The organism is Membranihabitans marinus (assembly GCF_019802045.1).
Classification (GTDB): domain Bacteria; phylum Bacteroidota; class Bacteroidia; order Chitinophagales; family Saprospiraceae; genus Membranihabitans; species Membranihabitans marinus_A.
In genome coordinates this window covers 324,322-340,229 of record NZ_JAHVHU010000006.1, presented here as the reverse complement: position 1 = coordinate 340,229, position 15,908 = coordinate 324,322, and the positions used below count along the sequence as shown (strand labels likewise).

Annotated in this window: 12 protein-coding genes; 8 read left to right on the top strand and 4 right to left on the bottom strand. The window is 44.9% G+C overall.

The genetic code is table 11. The features are described 5' to 3' along the window. The first annotated feature begins 235 nt into the window (after positions 1–235). The 4 genes from KUV50_RS07300 (at position 236) to gldN (ending at position 4,720) form a co-directional block, all read left to right on the top strand. The gene (locus tag KUV50_RS07300; protein ID WP_222579485.1) at positions 236–1,471 is read left to right on the top strand and encodes an SUMF1/EgtB/PvdO family nonheme iron enzyme; all 1,236 of its coding nucleotides are present in this window, start codon (positions 236–238) and stop codon (positions 1,469–1,471) included. Between the two features lie 158 nt (positions 1,472–1,629). Next, on the top strand, positions 1,630–2,220 hold the full coding sequence (locus KUV50_RS07295; protein WP_222579446.1) for a GldL-related protein: 591 nt from the start codon (positions 1,630–1,632) through the stop codon (positions 2,218–2,220). A 38-nt stretch (positions 2,221–2,258) separates the two neighbouring features. Continuing rightward, entirely contained in the window at positions 2,259–3,791 is a 1,533-nt protein-coding gene (gene gldM / locus KUV50_RS07290) for a gliding motility protein GldM (protein ID WP_222579445.1), read from the top strand. 8 nt (positions 3,792–3,799) lie between these two features. Further along, positions 3,800–4,720, top strand: a complete 921-nt coding sequence (gene gldN / locus KUV50_RS07285; RefSeq protein WP_222579444.1) for a gliding motility protein GldN — start codon at positions 3,800–3,802, stop codon at positions 4,718–4,720. A gap of 562 nt (positions 4,721–5,282) precedes the next feature. On the opposite strand, the gene KUV50_RS07280 is transcribed toward gldN, so the two are convergent. Genes KUV50_RS07280 through scpB form a run of 3 tightly spaced genes read right to left on the bottom strand, consistent with a single transcriptional unit; the run spans position 5,283 to position 7,390 of the window. Then, positions 5,283–6,233 carry a lytic transglycosylase domain-containing protein gene (locus tag KUV50_RS07280; protein ID WP_222579443.1) on the bottom strand — a complete coding sequence of 317 codons (951 nt, stop codon included), beginning with the start codon at positions 6,231–6,233 and terminating at the stop codon, positions 5,283–5,285. Further along, positions 6,230–6,760, bottom strand: coding sequence for a DUF2480 family protein (locus tag KUV50_RS07275; protein ID WP_222579442.1), 531 nt, complete (start codon positions 6,758–6,760; stop codon positions 6,230–6,232). The genes KUV50_RS07280 and KUV50_RS07275 overlap by 4 nt, the downstream gene beginning before the upstream one ends. A 9-nt stretch (positions 6,761–6,769) precedes the next feature. After that, positions 6,770–7,390, bottom strand: coding sequence for an SMC-Scp complex subunit ScpB (scpB, locus tag KUV50_RS07270; RefSeq protein ID WP_261395035.1), 621 nt, complete (start codon positions 7,388–7,390; stop codon positions 6,770–6,772). Between the two features lie 345 nt (positions 7,391–7,735). Between scpB and radA the strand changes: the two genes are divergently transcribed. From radA to KUV50_RS07250, 4 genes are all read left to right on the top strand, one after another. Continuing rightward, positions 7,736–9,097: a DNA repair protein RadA gene (gene radA, locus KUV50_RS07265; RefSeq protein ID WP_222579441.1), complete on the top strand. Its 1,362-nt coding sequence runs from the start codon at positions 7,736–7,738 to the stop codon at positions 9,095–9,097. Positions 9,098–9,307: 210 nt separating this feature from the next. Further along, positions 9,308–10,498 carry an efflux RND transporter periplasmic adaptor subunit gene (locus KUV50_RS07260; RefSeq protein ID WP_222579440.1) on the top strand — a complete coding sequence of 397 codons (1,191 nt, stop codon included), beginning with the start codon at positions 9,308–9,310 and terminating at the stop codon, positions 10,496–10,498. A gap of 12 nt (positions 10,499–10,510) precedes the next feature. Further along, positions 10,511–13,687 carry an efflux RND transporter permease subunit gene (locus tag KUV50_RS07255; RefSeq protein WP_222579439.1) on the top strand — a complete coding sequence of 1,059 codons (3,177 nt, stop codon included), beginning with the start codon at positions 10,511–10,513 and terminating at the stop codon, positions 13,685–13,687. Further along, positions 13,684–15,102: a TolC family protein gene (locus KUV50_RS07250; RefSeq protein WP_222579438.1), complete on the top strand. Its 1,419-nt coding sequence runs from the start codon at positions 13,684–13,686 to the stop codon at positions 15,100–15,102. Before KUV50_RS07255 ends, KUV50_RS07250 begins: the two co-directional genes overlap by 4 nt. 120 nt (positions 15,103–15,222) lie before the next feature. Here the strand turns inward: KUV50_RS07250 and KUV50_RS07245 are convergent, their stop codons facing one another. Next, complete coding sequence (locus tag KUV50_RS07245; RefSeq protein WP_222579437.1) at positions 15,223–15,870, bottom strand: MBL fold metallo-hydrolase; 648 nt, start codon at positions 15,868–15,870, stop codon at positions 15,223–15,225. Between the last annotated feature and the right edge of the window lie 38 nt (positions 15,871–15,908).

The following is a 15,908-nucleotide window of genomic DNA, read 5'->3' as shown; positions in this document are numbered from 1 at the left end:
GGTTGCGTTAAGAAGAAGTTTTGAGTATTTAAACTCGATGTGAAGTTTCGATATGTCAGAAGTGGAATTATATTTGCAGGAACTAATGAAAAAATATATCACAGGAATGATAAAACGATTTTACAGCTTACTATTTTCTACCCGGTATAACATACAACATGTTCCCGGATCTAAAAACGGGTTATCTCATGACTGGTCCAACCCGGGCGGTAGGATTGCCAGGCTTCGGGAGAACATGTCGGGGGTAGTGCTTTTTGGATTGGCTCTGCTGTTTTTGACCTCGTGTGGTCGCAATACGAATACGGGTGATTTGGTTGGCGTGCAGAACAGACCGCAGTGGAAAAATGATATCAATCCCTACGGGATGGTTTATATCCCTTCCGGCCGGTTTACCATGGGACCCAGTGATCAGGATATTAGTTATAGTTATACCGCTCGGCCTCGGGCGATTTCGATTCAGGGATTCTACATGGATGACACGGAGATTTCCAATAACGAATACCGCCAGTTTGTAAACTGGGTCAAAGATAGTATAGCCCACGTGATTATGGGGGATGTATACACCGATGATTATGGGAATGAAAAGATTGACTGGGAGTTTGAGTTGGATTATTCAGACGAAGCGCTGGATGAATTGTTTTACCAGGGGAATGATCAGGTCAATGGCAAACGAGAACTCGATGTTCGAAAATTAAACTACCAGTGGGAGCGATACAATCTCAAAGAAGCTGCAATGGATCGGGGAAAATCGCCTCGGAGTGATTTTATAGAAAAATTTCAGATCAATGTGTATCCGGATACATTAGCGTGGATACGGGATTTTGCCTATTCCTTTAATGAACCAATGTCCCGGAATTATTTCTCACATGTGGCTTATGATAATTACCCGGTCGTGGGGGTCAACTGGCATCAGGCGCAGGCATTTTGTGATTGGCGAACTTCGATCTGGAATAAAAACAAAGAAGAACAACTTGGTAGCGATGGTTTCCGTCTACCCACGGAAGCGGAATGGGAATACGCTGCCCGGGGAGGACATGAATTAGTGCCTTATCCCTGGGGAGCTTACAGCCTCCGGAACGCGAAGGGATGCTTATTGGCCAACTTCAAACCTGGACGTGGTAACTATCCGGAAGATGGCGGACAGTGGACGGTCGAAGTCGATAAATATGATCCGAACGATTTCGGTCTGTATAATATGGCTGGAAACGTGTCGGAATGGACAAGTTCAGCGTATCATGAGAACAGTTATGCTTTTCTTCATGATCTGAATCCTGACTTTAAATACGACGCTGAGGATACAGATCCCGATGCTTTCAAAAGAAAGGTGATTCGTGGTGGGTCCTGGAAAGACGTCGGATATTTTTTACGGACGGGCGTACGGGATTGGCAGTACCAGGATACGACGACATCGTACATCGGGTTTAGATGTGCCTTGACGTTTCAAGGTCGGTCATTAAATGATCAGTACTAATCATTTTACGCACCATTTTAAGTAACCCCCAATAAGAAGTGATGAATCTTTTGAAGGATTCCCTCATCTTTTTTACAAATCGCATACACGAATCCAGGAACAACCTGCGTTCATACTACGGTAATATTATTATTTGATCAATTAACTTGTGTAAAATCATGACATTTTATAAGAAAACCTGGTTTAAGTACTTAAAAAACTTCATCATCGGGATCGGAGCATCCCTGGTAATGCTTGGAGCACTTGGAAAAATTAATTCCTATCCTTGGGGTGGTACAGCCATTACGGTGGGACTCGTCACAGAAGCTATTATCTTCCTTTTTCTTGGGGTGTTGCCACCGGAGAAAGATTATTATTGGGAAAACCTTTACCCGGGGCTCGATCGGGCAAATTCCAATATTGCACCCTTAACGAATGGGGCCGTGGTCGAACAACCAGCGGTCAATGGTAAAAGCCTGGATTCCGAATTTGTTGAAAAACATCTGGATGGGATGCTGGGTGAATTGCGGAACATGTCCAAAAGCATGCAGTCTCTGAAGGCTTTGCAAGAGGTGGACTTTTCGCAGACCGGTGAACAGTTGAAGACCATGAACAACTTCTATGCGAAGTTGAACACCGCCATGGGTCAATTGGAAGGAAGCGTAGAAGATGCCAAGCAGTATAAGGAAAATATGGCTGTGCTCAATCAAAAGTTGGGTTCTTTGAATACCGTATACGGTAATATGCTCAATGCGATGAACTCCAAGTAAGAAGAGAAGTCAAATAATTAAGAATAAAATAAGCACACATGTCGATACCTAAGGAACCACGGCAGTTAATGATCAATATCATGTATTTGGTGTTGACTGCTTTGCTGGCCCTCAATGTTTCTGCGGAAATATTCAATGCTTTTAAAGTCGTGGAAAAAGGTTTGAAAAAGTCCAACACCGTGTTGGACGAAAATAATTCACATCTGCCGCCCGAGATTGCAAAGCTGGCCCGAAAAAAAGATGAGTTGGCTAAATATGCCGAACGGACCAAACCGGTACAAGAACTGTCGAGCGATTTTTCGGATTACGTCGATGGACTCGTGAATTATATGATTGATGAGACTGGCGGCTATCTCGAAGACGGTACGCCTAAAGGGTATAAGGATAAAGATATTACCACGTTCTACCTGGTTCATGAAGACAACGGGGATGAACTGGAAGAACGAATGAAAGGGCTGGAGGAGCAATTTCTGCAATACATTGATCCCGAAGACCAGGAACGGATGGCCAAGGAGATTAATATAGAAGTCGATGAGTCCTGGAAAGAATCTGACAAGAAAAGCTGGGCCGAGTTCAACTTTGCACATATGCCTTTGTTGGCCACGATGCCAATTTTTGAGAAAATCAAAAATGATGTAAAAAGCGCGGAGTCGACGGTCCTGAATTACCTGATGAGTAAAGTGGGCGGTGAAGACATCGTTTTCGATAATTATCAAGTGGTGATGCAAGCCAAAAAAGGGTACGTGATCAAAGGAGAGCCTTTCGAAGCAGACTTTTTTCTGAGTACATCGGCCAGCAGTAGTTCCAATACCAAAATTGATATTGCAGTGAACGGATCGACCGTGCCGGTGCGGGATGGTGTAGCCTCGTACAGGGCACCTACATCATCTACAGGTGTCAAGGAACTCAATGCGAGTGTCACCGTTACGAATCCGGTGACTGGAGAAAAGAACACCTATTCAAATTCATTTACCTACGAAGTGGGCGAACGTTCGGCCAGTGTTTCCGCCGACAAAATGAATGTACTCTATGTGGGCGTAGACAATCCCCTCTCCATCACGGCAGCAGGGATTTCTTCCAATGAGCTTCAGGTCTCAGCCAGTGGTTCTGGAATCAAATTGTCCAAAACGGGAACGGGGAAGTACAATGCCACCGTATCACAACAAGGCGAGGCGAAAATTACCTTGAGTGGGGGCGGACTAGCGCCAACCACCTATGATTTCCGGACGAAAATTATTCCTGATCCGATACCTACGCTTTCCGGTCAACACGGAGGTAGTATGGGGAATGGAGAATTCAAAGCACAACGGGGACTATTTGCAGAACTTCAAAATTTTGATTTTGATGCGCGTTGCCAAGTCTTATCCTATACCTTATTCCGGATTCCCAAACCCGGAACAGGAGATCCTGTAGCTTCAGCAAACAATGGTGGAACATATTCTGGGAATACGCAAAACCTGATCAGTAAAGCAAGCCCTCAGGACCGCTACTTTTTTGAAGATGTCCGGGTCAAATGCCCCGGATGGCCGGTCGGGAAGAATGTGGGAACCGTGAGTTTTAAAATTAAATAATCGATCATATGCATACGATAAAACGACTATACTTTGTTCTCTTTCTTAGCCTGGCTGCGTATGGTTTACACGCCCAGATTGCGGAAGAGATCATTACCGAATCAACAATTGACGGCGGCGATCCGAACCAAATCATCCAACAACAAGCGTCGTCCATCGAGCCTGTGAATGGAGTGACGCCGCAAAACCTGATGAAGGATCGTATGGTATTGGAATACCCACACATCCGGGAAGCAGATGTTTTTTGGTCCAAATATATATGGGGTGTGATCGATGTCCGCGAGAAGATAAATCAACCATTTATGTATCCGTCCGCACCGTTTTTTCAGTTATTAATCGACGGAATACAAAGTGGAGCCATACAGCCTTATATGGGAGATTCTGACGATTTTAAGAATGAAATGGATGTCCAGGCTGTGAATGATATCCTTTTTGACCAGGATACGGTTTTTGTGACCAATCCAGAGACTTTTGAGCGGGAACCACAGATTGTTCGGAATGATATTGATTATACGACAATTCAAAAATACCGGTTAAAGGAAATATGGTTCTTCGATAAACTGCATTCACGAATGCGTGTACGGATCCTCGGAATTTGTCCGATACAAGATAAGGCCGGTGAGGAAGGGAGCTTTGCCTTTGAATATCCACTCTTTTGGATCTACTGGCCACAGGCACGAAAGTATTTCGCTTCGCAGAAAGTCTACTTGCCGGGCAACTCTGCAACCATTCTATCCTGGGACGATTACATGGAAATGCGCTATTTTAATTATTACGTCATCAAAGAGTCGAACGTGCGAGACTACCGGTTGTCAGACTACCCCTCCATGCAGGGCGATTCTCGGGAAGCGCAGTTAAAGCGTATGCTGGAATCTAAGAAAATTAAAGAAGAAATCTTCAACTACGAAAGTGATCTCTGGTCGTATTAACCCGCAAGTCATACGTCACTCCAAATTGGGCTATGTAATATGCCCAATTTTGGAAATTAAGCAATGGATGCACTGTATATCATGTAACATACTATATTGACGTGGTGAATAAACCGGGTTAATAGAGTTTAGAGGCGTCAGAAGGTCTGTGAGACGAAACGCACAGCACCCCACACCCTGGGAAGCAGAGCTCCAGCTCTTGGTATGATTAATCCTGCTTTTCGGCGGCTGAGAGTGGTAGCTACCTCATCAGATCGAACTTGGTTTTCATGTATCGTACCTATGGCACGAAAATGGTGCATGCTCCAATTTTTCTACCCATATAGAGTACCCAACGGCACTCATTATATGGTCCCTTAATGAAATCACATAGATAGAATTATTATTGCATGCATATAATGCGTAGGTATGCTTCTATCCCATGAGTACATGTAATTGATGAGAATTTAAAATTGTAAAATAAAGATATGCATCATCGACAGTCGCGAAGTATATAGGTCGATAGGGACAGTGCACCCAAGTCCCAGGGTCCCAAAAACCAAAGCGAATCGTCCTAACTCTTTTACTTCAACACCGCTATCTCAAAGGACTGACCAGATCCCACGGTGAGCCGGTTGGTCAACAACCAGGGATTATAAACCTTTAATTCCCGGTATGACATATTATGTTGGTGCGCAAAATCTGCAAGACTGGGTATTGATTTGGTCACGGGAACTAACTTTAACTTTTCCGTCCAGGGTTGGTAGCGTTCTGAGGTGGTGATGTCAAACCCAAATCGATCCGGTGTAGAAAGTATTTCCTTTAATGCCAGTACTCTGAATAGGTAGCGATTGGTTTCAGACCCAAAATTCATGTGATAGTAATCGCTCTCTTTTTGGAGGCGACTTTCCCGTCTAAAGTTACCTTCTCCTATATTATAAGCTCCCGCAGCGTTGCTCCAGGAACCAAATTTATCTTTGTAATTTTGGATTAGTTTTGTTGCAGCTACCGTTGACTTTTCCAAATGATACCGCTCATCAATTTCATTATTTATAATGAGACCGTAGGACCTGGCCACAGCCGGCATTAGCTGCCAAAATCCTTTTGCTCCGGCCGGAGAGCCTACATTATCCAAATTGGATTCAGCAACAGCGACGTACTTGAAATCAAGCGGAATATTCCGTTGGGTTAATATCTTGTCAATAACCGGAAAGAACCGCTGGCTTCTTTTTATGTTCAGTATGGTGCTGCTGTGATAGTAGGAGTTGACCGTAAGTTCCCGTTCAAGCCTTTCCCGAACATCTTCAATTTCCAGCGGGACTTTTTCACCGGCAAAGGTGAAGTCTTTATAAAGATAAACCGCTCTGATTTGTTGGGGAAGGGCATGATTCGTGGTGACTATTTTTATGTGATCATCGGATTCCCCCTGGACGGTATCCTTGTTTGCATCCATTGGTGAAATGTATCCATAGACCAAAACGAGTGTTGTCAGAACTCCGAGGCTGTAAAGAACGGGACGTGAGAAAATATTCATGATGTGCGTTTTCTGGGTTTTTTATAGATTGGGACGGTAGAACAAGCTTCTCCGTACATTATACTCCGGGCGTAAGGCCTCAATTTGTTGGTGATTCGGACATAGGCACTCCGGGGAACTACCTTTTTACTGCACCCTTTGATGACGATCAGTTCGTTTTCATACTGACTGAAATCGATGGCATCCAGACGATTCCTGTATTTTTCTTCCAGAAATTCTTCTGCCGTTCCGGAAAACACTTCGGATGCATAGGGCGTCAGGTATGCAGCGGTCAACATAAACGCCCACACTGGTATAATGGCGTCGGTCGAGCACGTGATGGCTACGGATTGGCCGCTGAATGCAGTCCAGTCAATCTCCTTCATGGCTGCACGAAACTCTTTTTCTTTCAGGATGAGTTCCTTAAAAAGATAGTCCTTAAGGTCAAATTCAATAATTTCCTCTTTGGGGAAATAATCCTCGAGGTTGATGGTTTTCAATGGGCTTTTAGCCACCCGGTTGACCAGTTTTTTTTCTGTACTTTTCATTGCCACTGTTTAATTCTCGCTTGTGTTTTTTAATGCCTCACCAGCTACTGCTGACTTGTCGCCGATGACCTGCTTCTTATCTTCAAAATCTTTGAGAACGGGCAGATCTTTGATGGAATTGAGACCAAAATAATCCATAAACTTATCGGAAGTACCATAAAGCAAGGGCTTCCCGATGGTCTCTCCCCGTCCCATGATGGTGACCAGGTCTTTTTCCAGCAACTTTTGTATACTGTAATCACAATTGACACCCCGTATTTGTTCAATGACGGCCTTAGTGACTGGTTGCTTGTATGCAATAATGGAGAGCGTTTCCATGGCTGTTCTGGACAATTTATTGTTTTGAACCTGTTTCAGGTAGGTTGTCAGCGTATCTTCGTAGGCTGGTTTGGTCATAAAGCGGAACCCCCCATTCATCTCAAGGATCTCAAAACTGGAATCCTCTCCAGCATAGTGATCCATAAGCTGGTCGACTAAATCAGCAATTGTTCGTTCGTCAAATGTGGTGTTAAATTTTTCATTGAGACATTCCATGATTTCCAGTAGGGTAATCGATGGATTCGCAATGAAAATCAGAGCTTCAATGTGTTGCTTAAGATGTTTGTTTTTCATGGTTTGCTGATCACTCATTATAGTTGCTGTTTCTTATTGGTGTGCCTCGCTGATTGACATTAATTGTCGAAAAAATTAGCGTTTGATGCCGCTGATTATACGGTGAAAAGAAAAATCAATCTACAACTAATAAAAGCAGATCGGTCAGGATATTATACACCTTCCGACCGACTGCGAAAAGCTAATCCTGCGCTAGGTCGTTTCATTAGCTACGCCACCTCAAAGTATGAAGATAGAAAATTATTTTTTGAAAATTGAGTTTATTCGATAACGTGCATTTTCCTCAACATCTGAACACCTTTCATTTTTCACCTTCTTTCCTTTTTGTCTAAATTGGCTTAATTTTACGGAAACTATAATAATATGGCCAAAGACCGAAAAGTGTTTTTATGTACGGATTGTGGGTTTGAATCCCCGAAATGGGAAGGGAAATGTCCTTCGTGCCAGGAATGGAACACCATGGTGGAATATAAGATTCCGGGCGGGAGCAAAAATAAGCCGTCGCGGTCACCGGTCGCACGACCTGAGAATGATCCGGTGCTGATCCAGGATGTAGAGATCGAGAAGAGACGTCGATGGAAATTAACAGACAAAGAGTTGGAGCGTTGTCTGGGTGGCGGAATGGTTCCAGGTGGACTGATGCTCCTGGCTGGTGAACCTGGTGTTGGAAAATCGACCTTGCTGCTTCAGGTGGCGACTCACTTTCCGGGTAAAGTACTTTATGTGAGTGGTGAAGAAAGCACAGAACAGATCAAGATGCGGGCGGACCGGATGAAAAAAGTATCCGAGAAACTATGGCTGGTTAGTGAAGTAGAAGTTGGAAAAATCGAACATCATGTTCGGAAAGTAGAACCGGATCTGATTATTCTGGATAGTATTCAGACTACGTACAACCGGAATTTGGATGGAGAACCTGGCAATATAGCCCAACTGCGCCATTGTACGATGGAGTTTCAGCGGTTAGCAAAAGATCATCATGTGGCTGTTTTTATCATAGGCCATGTGAATAAGGAAGGAGGGATCGCCGGACCGAAAATCCTTGAACACATTGTAGACACCGTCCTGTATTTTGAAGGGGACCAGCAATACAACTACCGGATGCTTCGAGTGCATAAAAATCGATTTGGCAGTACTGATGAGATCGGCGTGTATCGAATGCAGCAATCCGGATTGGAAATTGTGGAGGATCCGTCTATGATGTTTGCCAACCGGTCATCACAGGACCTCAGTGGATGTACCACCGCCGTAATGATCGAAGGGGGGCGACCATTCATGGTGGAAGTGCAGGCTTTGGTGACGCCCACGGTTTATGCTGCACCACAGCGTTCAGCTACAGGATTTGATCTTCGCCGTCTTTCCATGTTGCTGGCAGTACTGGAGAAACGATGTGGTTTTCCATTGGGGAAACAAGATGTATTTGTAAATATCGCCGGAGGAATTCGGGTGAATGATCCAGCCATCGACCTGGCAGTTATTGTGGCGCTGATGAGCTCGTTCAAAGACAAAGCGCTTAGCCGAAGAATCTGCTATTGTGCAGAAGTTGGACTCACCGGTGAATTGAGAACGGTACATCGTTTTGAGCAGCGTATCAAAGAAGCTGACCGGCTTAAATTTGATCGGATCGTTTGCTCTACGCGCAATGAAGCCATCCACAAACTGCCCAATGACATTGCAATCAGTCCGGTCGCCAATGTAAATGAGCTCCTTGAAATTTTATTTGGGTGACATTGTGGAAATTTCTTAAAAAAGGTTTAATGGAACTTCTTTTATTGTAATTATATAATATCGTTCTTTATTCAAAACTCTTTTGTCATCTTTCTGTTTATTTTTGCAGTTCCATCCGGACGAGCGGGATGACGTAGTGCTATGAACCTATCTAAAGATCTTGCTTCTTCGGCCTTGTGGCTATGATTCATATGAATACAACGGAATACTATGACTTTTAATATTTTTTCATTTTCTCAGTGGGTATTGCTTTCATTAGTTATACTCACGGGATCAGTATTGGTGTCTTGTCAGGATCAGGATGCCGCAGGCAAAGCCCGTCAAGAGGCTGCTGTGCGGGAATATCCAGTGATTGCACTGGAAACCCGGGATGTGAAGCACCTGAATAAATATCCGGCCACCATTGAAGGTGTGGAAAATATCGGAATTCGAGCTAAGGTAGATGGGTATATAAAATCCATTTATGTGGACGAGGGTGAGTTTGTTCGGAAAGGAGCGCCTTTATTTCAATTGGAAACCCAGGCTCTAAGCCAGAATGCCAATGCTGCCGAGTCAAATATACAGGTGGCAGAAGCCGGCTTTAATGCGGCACAGGTCGAGGTAGACCGGCTGAAGCCGTTGGTGGAAAAAGGAATTATTAGTGACGTCCAACTTAAAACGGCAGAGGCTAATCTGGCATCCGCAAAATCAAGGGTAGCTCAAGCAAAGAGTCAATTTCAAGGAGTGAAAGAAAACATCGGTTATACCCGTATCCAAAGCCCGGTTGATGGGGTCGTCGGTCGGATTCCTTTTCGACAGGGGACGTTGGTAGGCCGGAGTGAAGCCCAACCATTGACATATGTTTCCAATATTAAAGAAGTATATGTTTATTTCGCCCTGAATGAAAAAGATTTTTTGAATTTTACTTCGGAGCTGGAAGGTAAAACCTTGCAGGAGAAAATCGATTCCATGCCACCCGTTCAATTCATCATGGCCAACGGGAAAACATATCCACACAAAGGCAAAATACAAACGATAAGTGGGCAAATTGATCCCAGAACCGGAACGATCAATTTTCGAGCCTTGTTCCCCAATCCCGAATACATACTCCGGGATGGTGGCAGTGGAACGATTGCTATCCCCACCATCTACGAGGATGCGCTGGTGGTGCCCTTGCAATCGACGTATGAGATGCAGGGACGTAAATTCGTCTACCGGGTAATTGGTGAGGACTCCTTGCAGTCCCAGCCACTGGATTACTATGCGGTAGTGGATAACAAGGTGTTGGTGGCAGATGGGGTACGTAAAGATGATGTTATTTTAGCAGCCGGAGTGGGCAACGTCCAAAACGGTTCGAAAATCATACCTAAGCGGGAGGATTTTTCCAACTACATGGACAATATTACACCGGTTTTTAAATAATAAGATCATAACATGTTCAAACAATTCATAGACCGACCGGTACTGTCGACCGTAATATCAATTATTATCTTAATCCTGGGTTACCTGGGATTGCAAACCTTGCCGGTTACCCAGTATCCTGAAATTGCACCACCGACAGTCCGGGTATCTGCATCATTTCCTGGTGCCAACGCGCAGACCATATTGGAGAGCGTGATCATTCCGCTTGAAGAACAGATCAATGGTGTGGAAGGCATGACCTATATGACTTCGACCGCGAGCAACGAGGGTTCAGGTTCCATCCAGGTGTACTTCGAACAAAATGTAGATCCGGATATCGCAGCTGTGAACGTACAAAACAGAGTTTCCCGGGCCAATGCATTGTTGCCTCGTGAAGTGGTTCAGAGTGGAGTCATCACTCAAAAGCAGCAAACCAGTTCGTTGATGTTTACTTCTATTTATTCTACGAACGAAGATTATGACGCCAAATTTATTCAGAACTACATCAATATTAATATCATTCCTGAGCTTCAGCGGATCCAGGGCGTTGGTGAAGTACGAGCATTTGGAGGCAACGTTTATTCCATGCGGATTTGGTTGCAGCCCGAACGGTTGGCTGCTTACAATCTGACACCGACGGATGTGATCGGAGCAATTAATGAGCAAAGCCTCGAGGCCGCGGCTGGTTCTCTGGGTAAGAACTCGGGGAATGCCTTTGAATACATTCTGCGTTATCCCGGGCGGTTTAACACTGAAACAGAGTATGAAGATATTGTGATCAAGTCCATCGGTGACGGTCAGCTTCTGAGGTTGAGTGATGTAGCCGAGGTCGAATTTGGAGCCCAATCTTATTCAGGGAAAGCTATTGCCAACAATCATCCCGGGGTCAACTTTGGGGTTTATCAAACCCCCGGATCTAATGCCCAGGAGATCATATATAAAGTAGAAGACAAATTGGAGGAATTGTCTCAAAATTTTCCACCCGGATTGAATTACCTGATCAATTTCAACGTCAATGATTTCTTGACAGCCTCTATAGACAAAGTGGTAGCCACCCTCCTGGAAGCTTTTTTGCTGGTTTTTTTGGTCGTCTTTATTTTTCTGCAGGACTTTCGGTCAACGCTTATTCCGGCGATTGCTGTACCGGTATCGATCATAGGTACCTTCTTTTTTCTCAACCTGTTGGGCTATAGTATTAACCTGCTGACCTTATTTGCTCTTTTATTGGCCATAGGAATTGTAGTGGATGATGCCATTGTGGTCGTAGAAGCTGTTCACGCCAAACTGGAAGAGGGTGAACGGGATGCCCGTAAAGCGACTCATCGTGCGATGAGTGAAATATCAGGAGCTATTATTTCTATTACGTTGGTCATGTCTGCGGTTTTTGTACCCGTTACTTTTTTCCAGGGCTCTGCCGGCGTCTTTTACAAACAGTTTGGGGTCACCCTAATTATAGCTATTCTCATATCGGCGGTCAATGCCTTGACTTTGAGCCCCGCTCTTTGTGCTATAGCGCTGAACCGACATGCTCAAAAGCTGGGTCAGGATCACAAGCGAAATCCATTGAGGCGCTTTTTTTACTATTTTAATATCGGCTTTAATGCGATGCGCGATAAGTACGTAAATTCGTTGTCTTTCCTGCTCCGGCATAAGTGGATTACAGTGGTTTTCCTTGCATTAGCGGTCGTAGGGACAGTACTCATCAATCGATCTATGCCTAAAGGGTTTATACCTTCGGAAGATCGGGGCGTGGTTTTTGTGAATATAGAACTACCCGAGGGTGCATCGTATGACCGAACCTTTCATGTCATCGAGCAGCTGAATGAAAAACTTAAGGATTTTGAAGAGATCAAGGGCAAAACATTGTATGCCGGGAACAGTTTCTTCTCCGGTGGAGGCGGATCTTACGGCATGGGTTTCTTATTGTTAAAAAGTTGGGAAGAACGCAAGGAGGAAGAAAGCTCCGTGGAAGGGTTGATCAAACGTATGACAAAGATGGCTCAGACGATACCCGATGCACAAATTATTTTCTTTTCCCCACCCAGTGTTCGCGGATTTGGGGCGGCAGAAGGTTTTCAGCTTGAGTTGCTGGATCGGAGAGGTGGTAGTTTTAAAGATTTGGACGAAACGGCGACCGAATTTGTACAAGCTTTGATTCAGGAACCCTCGATTTCATTTGCTTCAAATTCATTTAGCACCAATTTTCCTCAGTATGAGATTGAACTCAATGTCCCCAAAGCCAAGGAAGCTGGTGTGCCCATCAATAGTATCCTTTCTACCATGCAGGGGTATATTGGTGGTTTTTATGCGGCTGATTTTAGCCGGTTCGGAAAACAGTATCGGGTGTATATTCAGTCGTTACCCGAAGATCGGCGGACCGTGGATGATTTGGATCGAATCAAGGTTCGTAATAGTGAGGGTCAGATGACTCCGATTACAGAGTTTGTTTCCTTGAAAAGAATATACGGCCCCCAGATCGTCAATCGGTTTAACCTGTTTAATGCCGTTTCAGTGACCGGGCAGGCTGCACCCGGATATAGTTCCGGTGATGCTGTAGAAACCATCCAACGATTGGCAGATGAAAAGTTGCCCGCAGGCTATGATTTTGCTTTTGCAGGGTTGACCCGAGAGGAAATTGCATCAGCAGGTCAGGCGGTAGTGATATTTGGGCTGAGCATATTGTTTGTGTTTTTCTTTTTAGCTGCCCAATATGAAAGTTATTTGTTGCCTTTGTCGGTCTTGTTATCCCTGCCGGTTGGTGTGGGGGGGGCTTATTTTACCTCCTGGGCTTTGGGTCTGGAGAATAATATATACTTCCAGATTGCCTTGATTATGCTATTGGGACTACTTGCCAAAAATGCCATTTTGATCGTCGAGTTTGCACGTCAACGTCGGCATCAGGGGATGTCACTGTTTGATGCAGCTCTGGATGGCGCCCGGGTCCGGTTGCGCCCCATCCTGATGACCTCATTTGCTTTTATATTTGGTCTCATGCCTTTGGTACTTTCGACAGGTGTCGGTGCAGTGGGGAATCGATCAATCGGTTCAGGTGCTGCCGGTGGATTGTTAATCGGAACCATTTTTGGGGTTTTTGTCATTCCCGTTTTATTTGTCATGTTCCAGTGGTTACAGGAAAAAATTACCGGTGTGCCGGCAGCCGTGGAAGCTTCGTCTCCTGACACCACCAACCACGAAAATCAAACCATATGAAATTTGTCCGGATAGTTCTGCCGTTTTTTATTGTGATCAGTTGCCAGGTCACCCAGGAGTTTTCAGGCGTGGAACCATCAATTCAGATTGAGGAGTTCCCGTTAGATCAGGTCACGACGGATACCACCACGATGGGGGAGTGGACGCTCGAAGAGTTATTTCAAAGCCCGCAATTGTTGGATTTGATCCAAACTGGTCTGCAGCGGAATTACAACCTGGGGATTGCCTTGAAATCAATTTCTATTGCTCAAGCTTATTTCTTGCAGGGTAAAGCAGCTTATTTTCCGACCTTATCTGTGAATCCTCAACTGACCTACGGAATTCGATCCGAAAATGCGGGAATCAGTGGTGGAGATCGTGGATACCAAGGATACCAACTTGGGGTAAATGCAGCCTGGGAGGCAGACATCTGGGGAAAACTGCGGAGTCAGGAACGAGCTGCATTTGCCGATTATCAAGCGGCCCATGCCGGCCTGAAAGCGGTCCAAACCGAATTGATAGGACAGATTGCTTCAATATATTATCAACTGGTCGCCTTGGATGAACGGAAAGCCATTGCAGAACGAACCATTGACAATTGGCGTTCCAGTGTAGAGACCATTCAATCTATCAAGGAAGCCGGCAATGTAACAGAAGTCGCTGTACAGCAGAACACAGCCCAGCTTCACTTTGCAGAAGCAACATTGGTGGATATCGAACAAAATATTTTTCTTCTTGAAAACACACTAAATACCTTATTGGCCCGGCCGTATCAGCCCATCTCAAGGCAAACGTGGAATAGTATTGAAATGCCCGATTATTTTGGTACAGGGTTGCCGGCAGAGTTGCTGGTGAATCGTCCGGATTTACGTCAACTGGAATATCAGATCCGGGCTGATTTTGAGGATATCAATGTAGCAAAAACGTATTTTTACCCGGCATTGCGGCTCAACGCTGCAGCAGGGTTGGAGAGCGTGAATATCGGTGATTTCCTAAATCCCGGTTCACTTTTTGCAAACCTGGCCGCAGGATTGACCCAGCCAATCTTTGACCGACGGCAGAATAAAACCCAGTTGGAGGTGTCGAAATTGCGGTACGAACAGTCGGTCTTGCAATATGAGAATGCCTGGCTGGGAGCTGTACAAGAGGTCGTAGATGCCCTGGTGACGGCAGAAAAGGCACAGGAAAAAGTGACCTACCAACAATTGCAAATCGAAGCCTTGAATAAAGCGGTGGACTTTTCCGGCGAATTGCTCAATAATGGATTGGCAAATTATCTGGAGGTGTTGCGTGCCCGGGATCAGGTATTTGCCACAGAGCTAGGCATGGTCGATACCCGGCTCAGAAGGATGTCAGCCATCGTGTCTTTGTACAAAGCGTTGGGAGGGGGATGGAATCCGGCTTCTTTGGAAGCGGTGAATCAAAATGTAGAGTAAAATGTGCTAAGTCAAGAATGAGAGCGGTGTTTGTCGGAGTCGCCTCAGATGTTTGGTTATAATATAAAAGGAGTGATTGCCACGTTCAAAAGGGGCGCAACTGGCTTTTAGAAAATTCATTTACCCCTGCACAAACGGATTATTCTTTTTTTCATACCCGATGGTAGTTTCTTCCCCATGCCCCGGGTAAACGATCGTCTCATCCGGCAGGACATATAACTTCTCCCGGATATTTGTTAATAACTCCTCGTGGTTTCCACCCGGTAAATCTGTCCGGCCAATGCTATCACGGAAAAGCACATCGCCCGCAATCGCTATTCCTGCTGAAGGTACATAAAAAACCATACTGGCCGGGGAATGACCCGGTGCCAGAATCAATTCCCACGCCTCACCATCCAGTCTGATTGAATGATTGGTGTCAATCCACAGATCCGGAACCGGGGAGGGCGAATAGGGGATCTGATACATGTCTGCCATCACCGAAGCAGCCTGCAGCATAGCTTGTTCTCCGTCAGGCGCCCAGAAAGGAACATCGTAGCGATCTGTTACGGCTTTATTTCCCAATACATGATCGATGTGGCAATGCGTATTGATCAACGCTACCGGCTGAAGCTCGTTTTGCTCTATAAAACGGAACAAGATATTCTCTTCTTCAGCGGTTGAACATCCGGGATCAAAAATATAAGCGTCCTTTTTTTCATTATATAGAAGATAGGTATTTTCCTGAAAGGGGTTGAATGTGAACTTTTTTATACGGATATTGCTCATAGGTTATTGAATTGCTATAAATAATTTTTGTATTTTAT

What these genes read in the sequence shown, in the direction of transcription:
- KUV50_RS07300 (WP_222579485.1), top strand. Translation starts at nt 236, where the DNA reads ATGTCGGGGGTAGTGCTTTTTGGATTGGCTCTGCTGTTTTTGACCTCG.
- KUV50_RS07295 (WP_222579446.1), top strand. Translation starts at nt 1,630, where the DNA reads ATGACATTTTATAAGAAAACCTGGTTTAAGTACTTAAAAAACTTCATC.
- gldM (WP_222579445.1), top strand. Translation starts at nt 2,259, where the DNA reads ATGTCGATACCTAAGGAACCACGGCAGTTAATGATCAATATCATGTAT.
- gldN (WP_222579444.1), top strand. Translation starts at nt 3,800, where the DNA reads ATGCATACGATAAAACGACTATACTTTGTTCTCTTTCTTAGCCTGGCT.
- KUV50_RS07280 (WP_222579443.1), bottom strand. Translation starts at nt 6,233, where the DNA reads ATGAATATTTTCTCACGTCCCGTTCTTTACAGCCTCGGAGTTCTGACA.
- KUV50_RS07275 (WP_222579442.1), bottom strand. Translation starts at nt 6,760, where the DNA reads ATGAAAAGTACAGAAAAAAAACTGGTCAACCGGGTGGCTAAAAGCCCA.
- scpB (WP_261395035.1), bottom strand. Translation starts at nt 7,390, where the DNA reads ATGAGTGATCAGCAAACCATGAAAAACAAACATCTTAAGCAACACATT.
- radA (WP_222579441.1), top strand. Translation starts at nt 7,736, where the DNA reads ATGGCCAAAGACCGAAAAGTGTTTTTATGTACGGATTGTGGGTTTGAA.
- KUV50_RS07260 (WP_222579440.1), top strand. Translation starts at nt 9,308, where the DNA reads ATGACTTTTAATATTTTTTCATTTTCTCAGTGGGTATTGCTTTCATTA.
- KUV50_RS07255 (WP_222579439.1), top strand. Translation starts at nt 10,511, where the DNA reads ATGTTCAAACAATTCATAGACCGACCGGTACTGTCGACCGTAATATCA.
- KUV50_RS07250 (WP_222579438.1), top strand. Translation starts at nt 13,684, where the DNA reads ATGAAATTTGTCCGGATAGTTCTGCCGTTTTTTATTGTGATCAGTTGC.
- KUV50_RS07245 (WP_222579437.1), bottom strand. Translation starts at nt 15,870, where the DNA reads ATGAGCAATATCCGTATAAAAAAGTTCACATTCAACCCCTTTCAGGAA.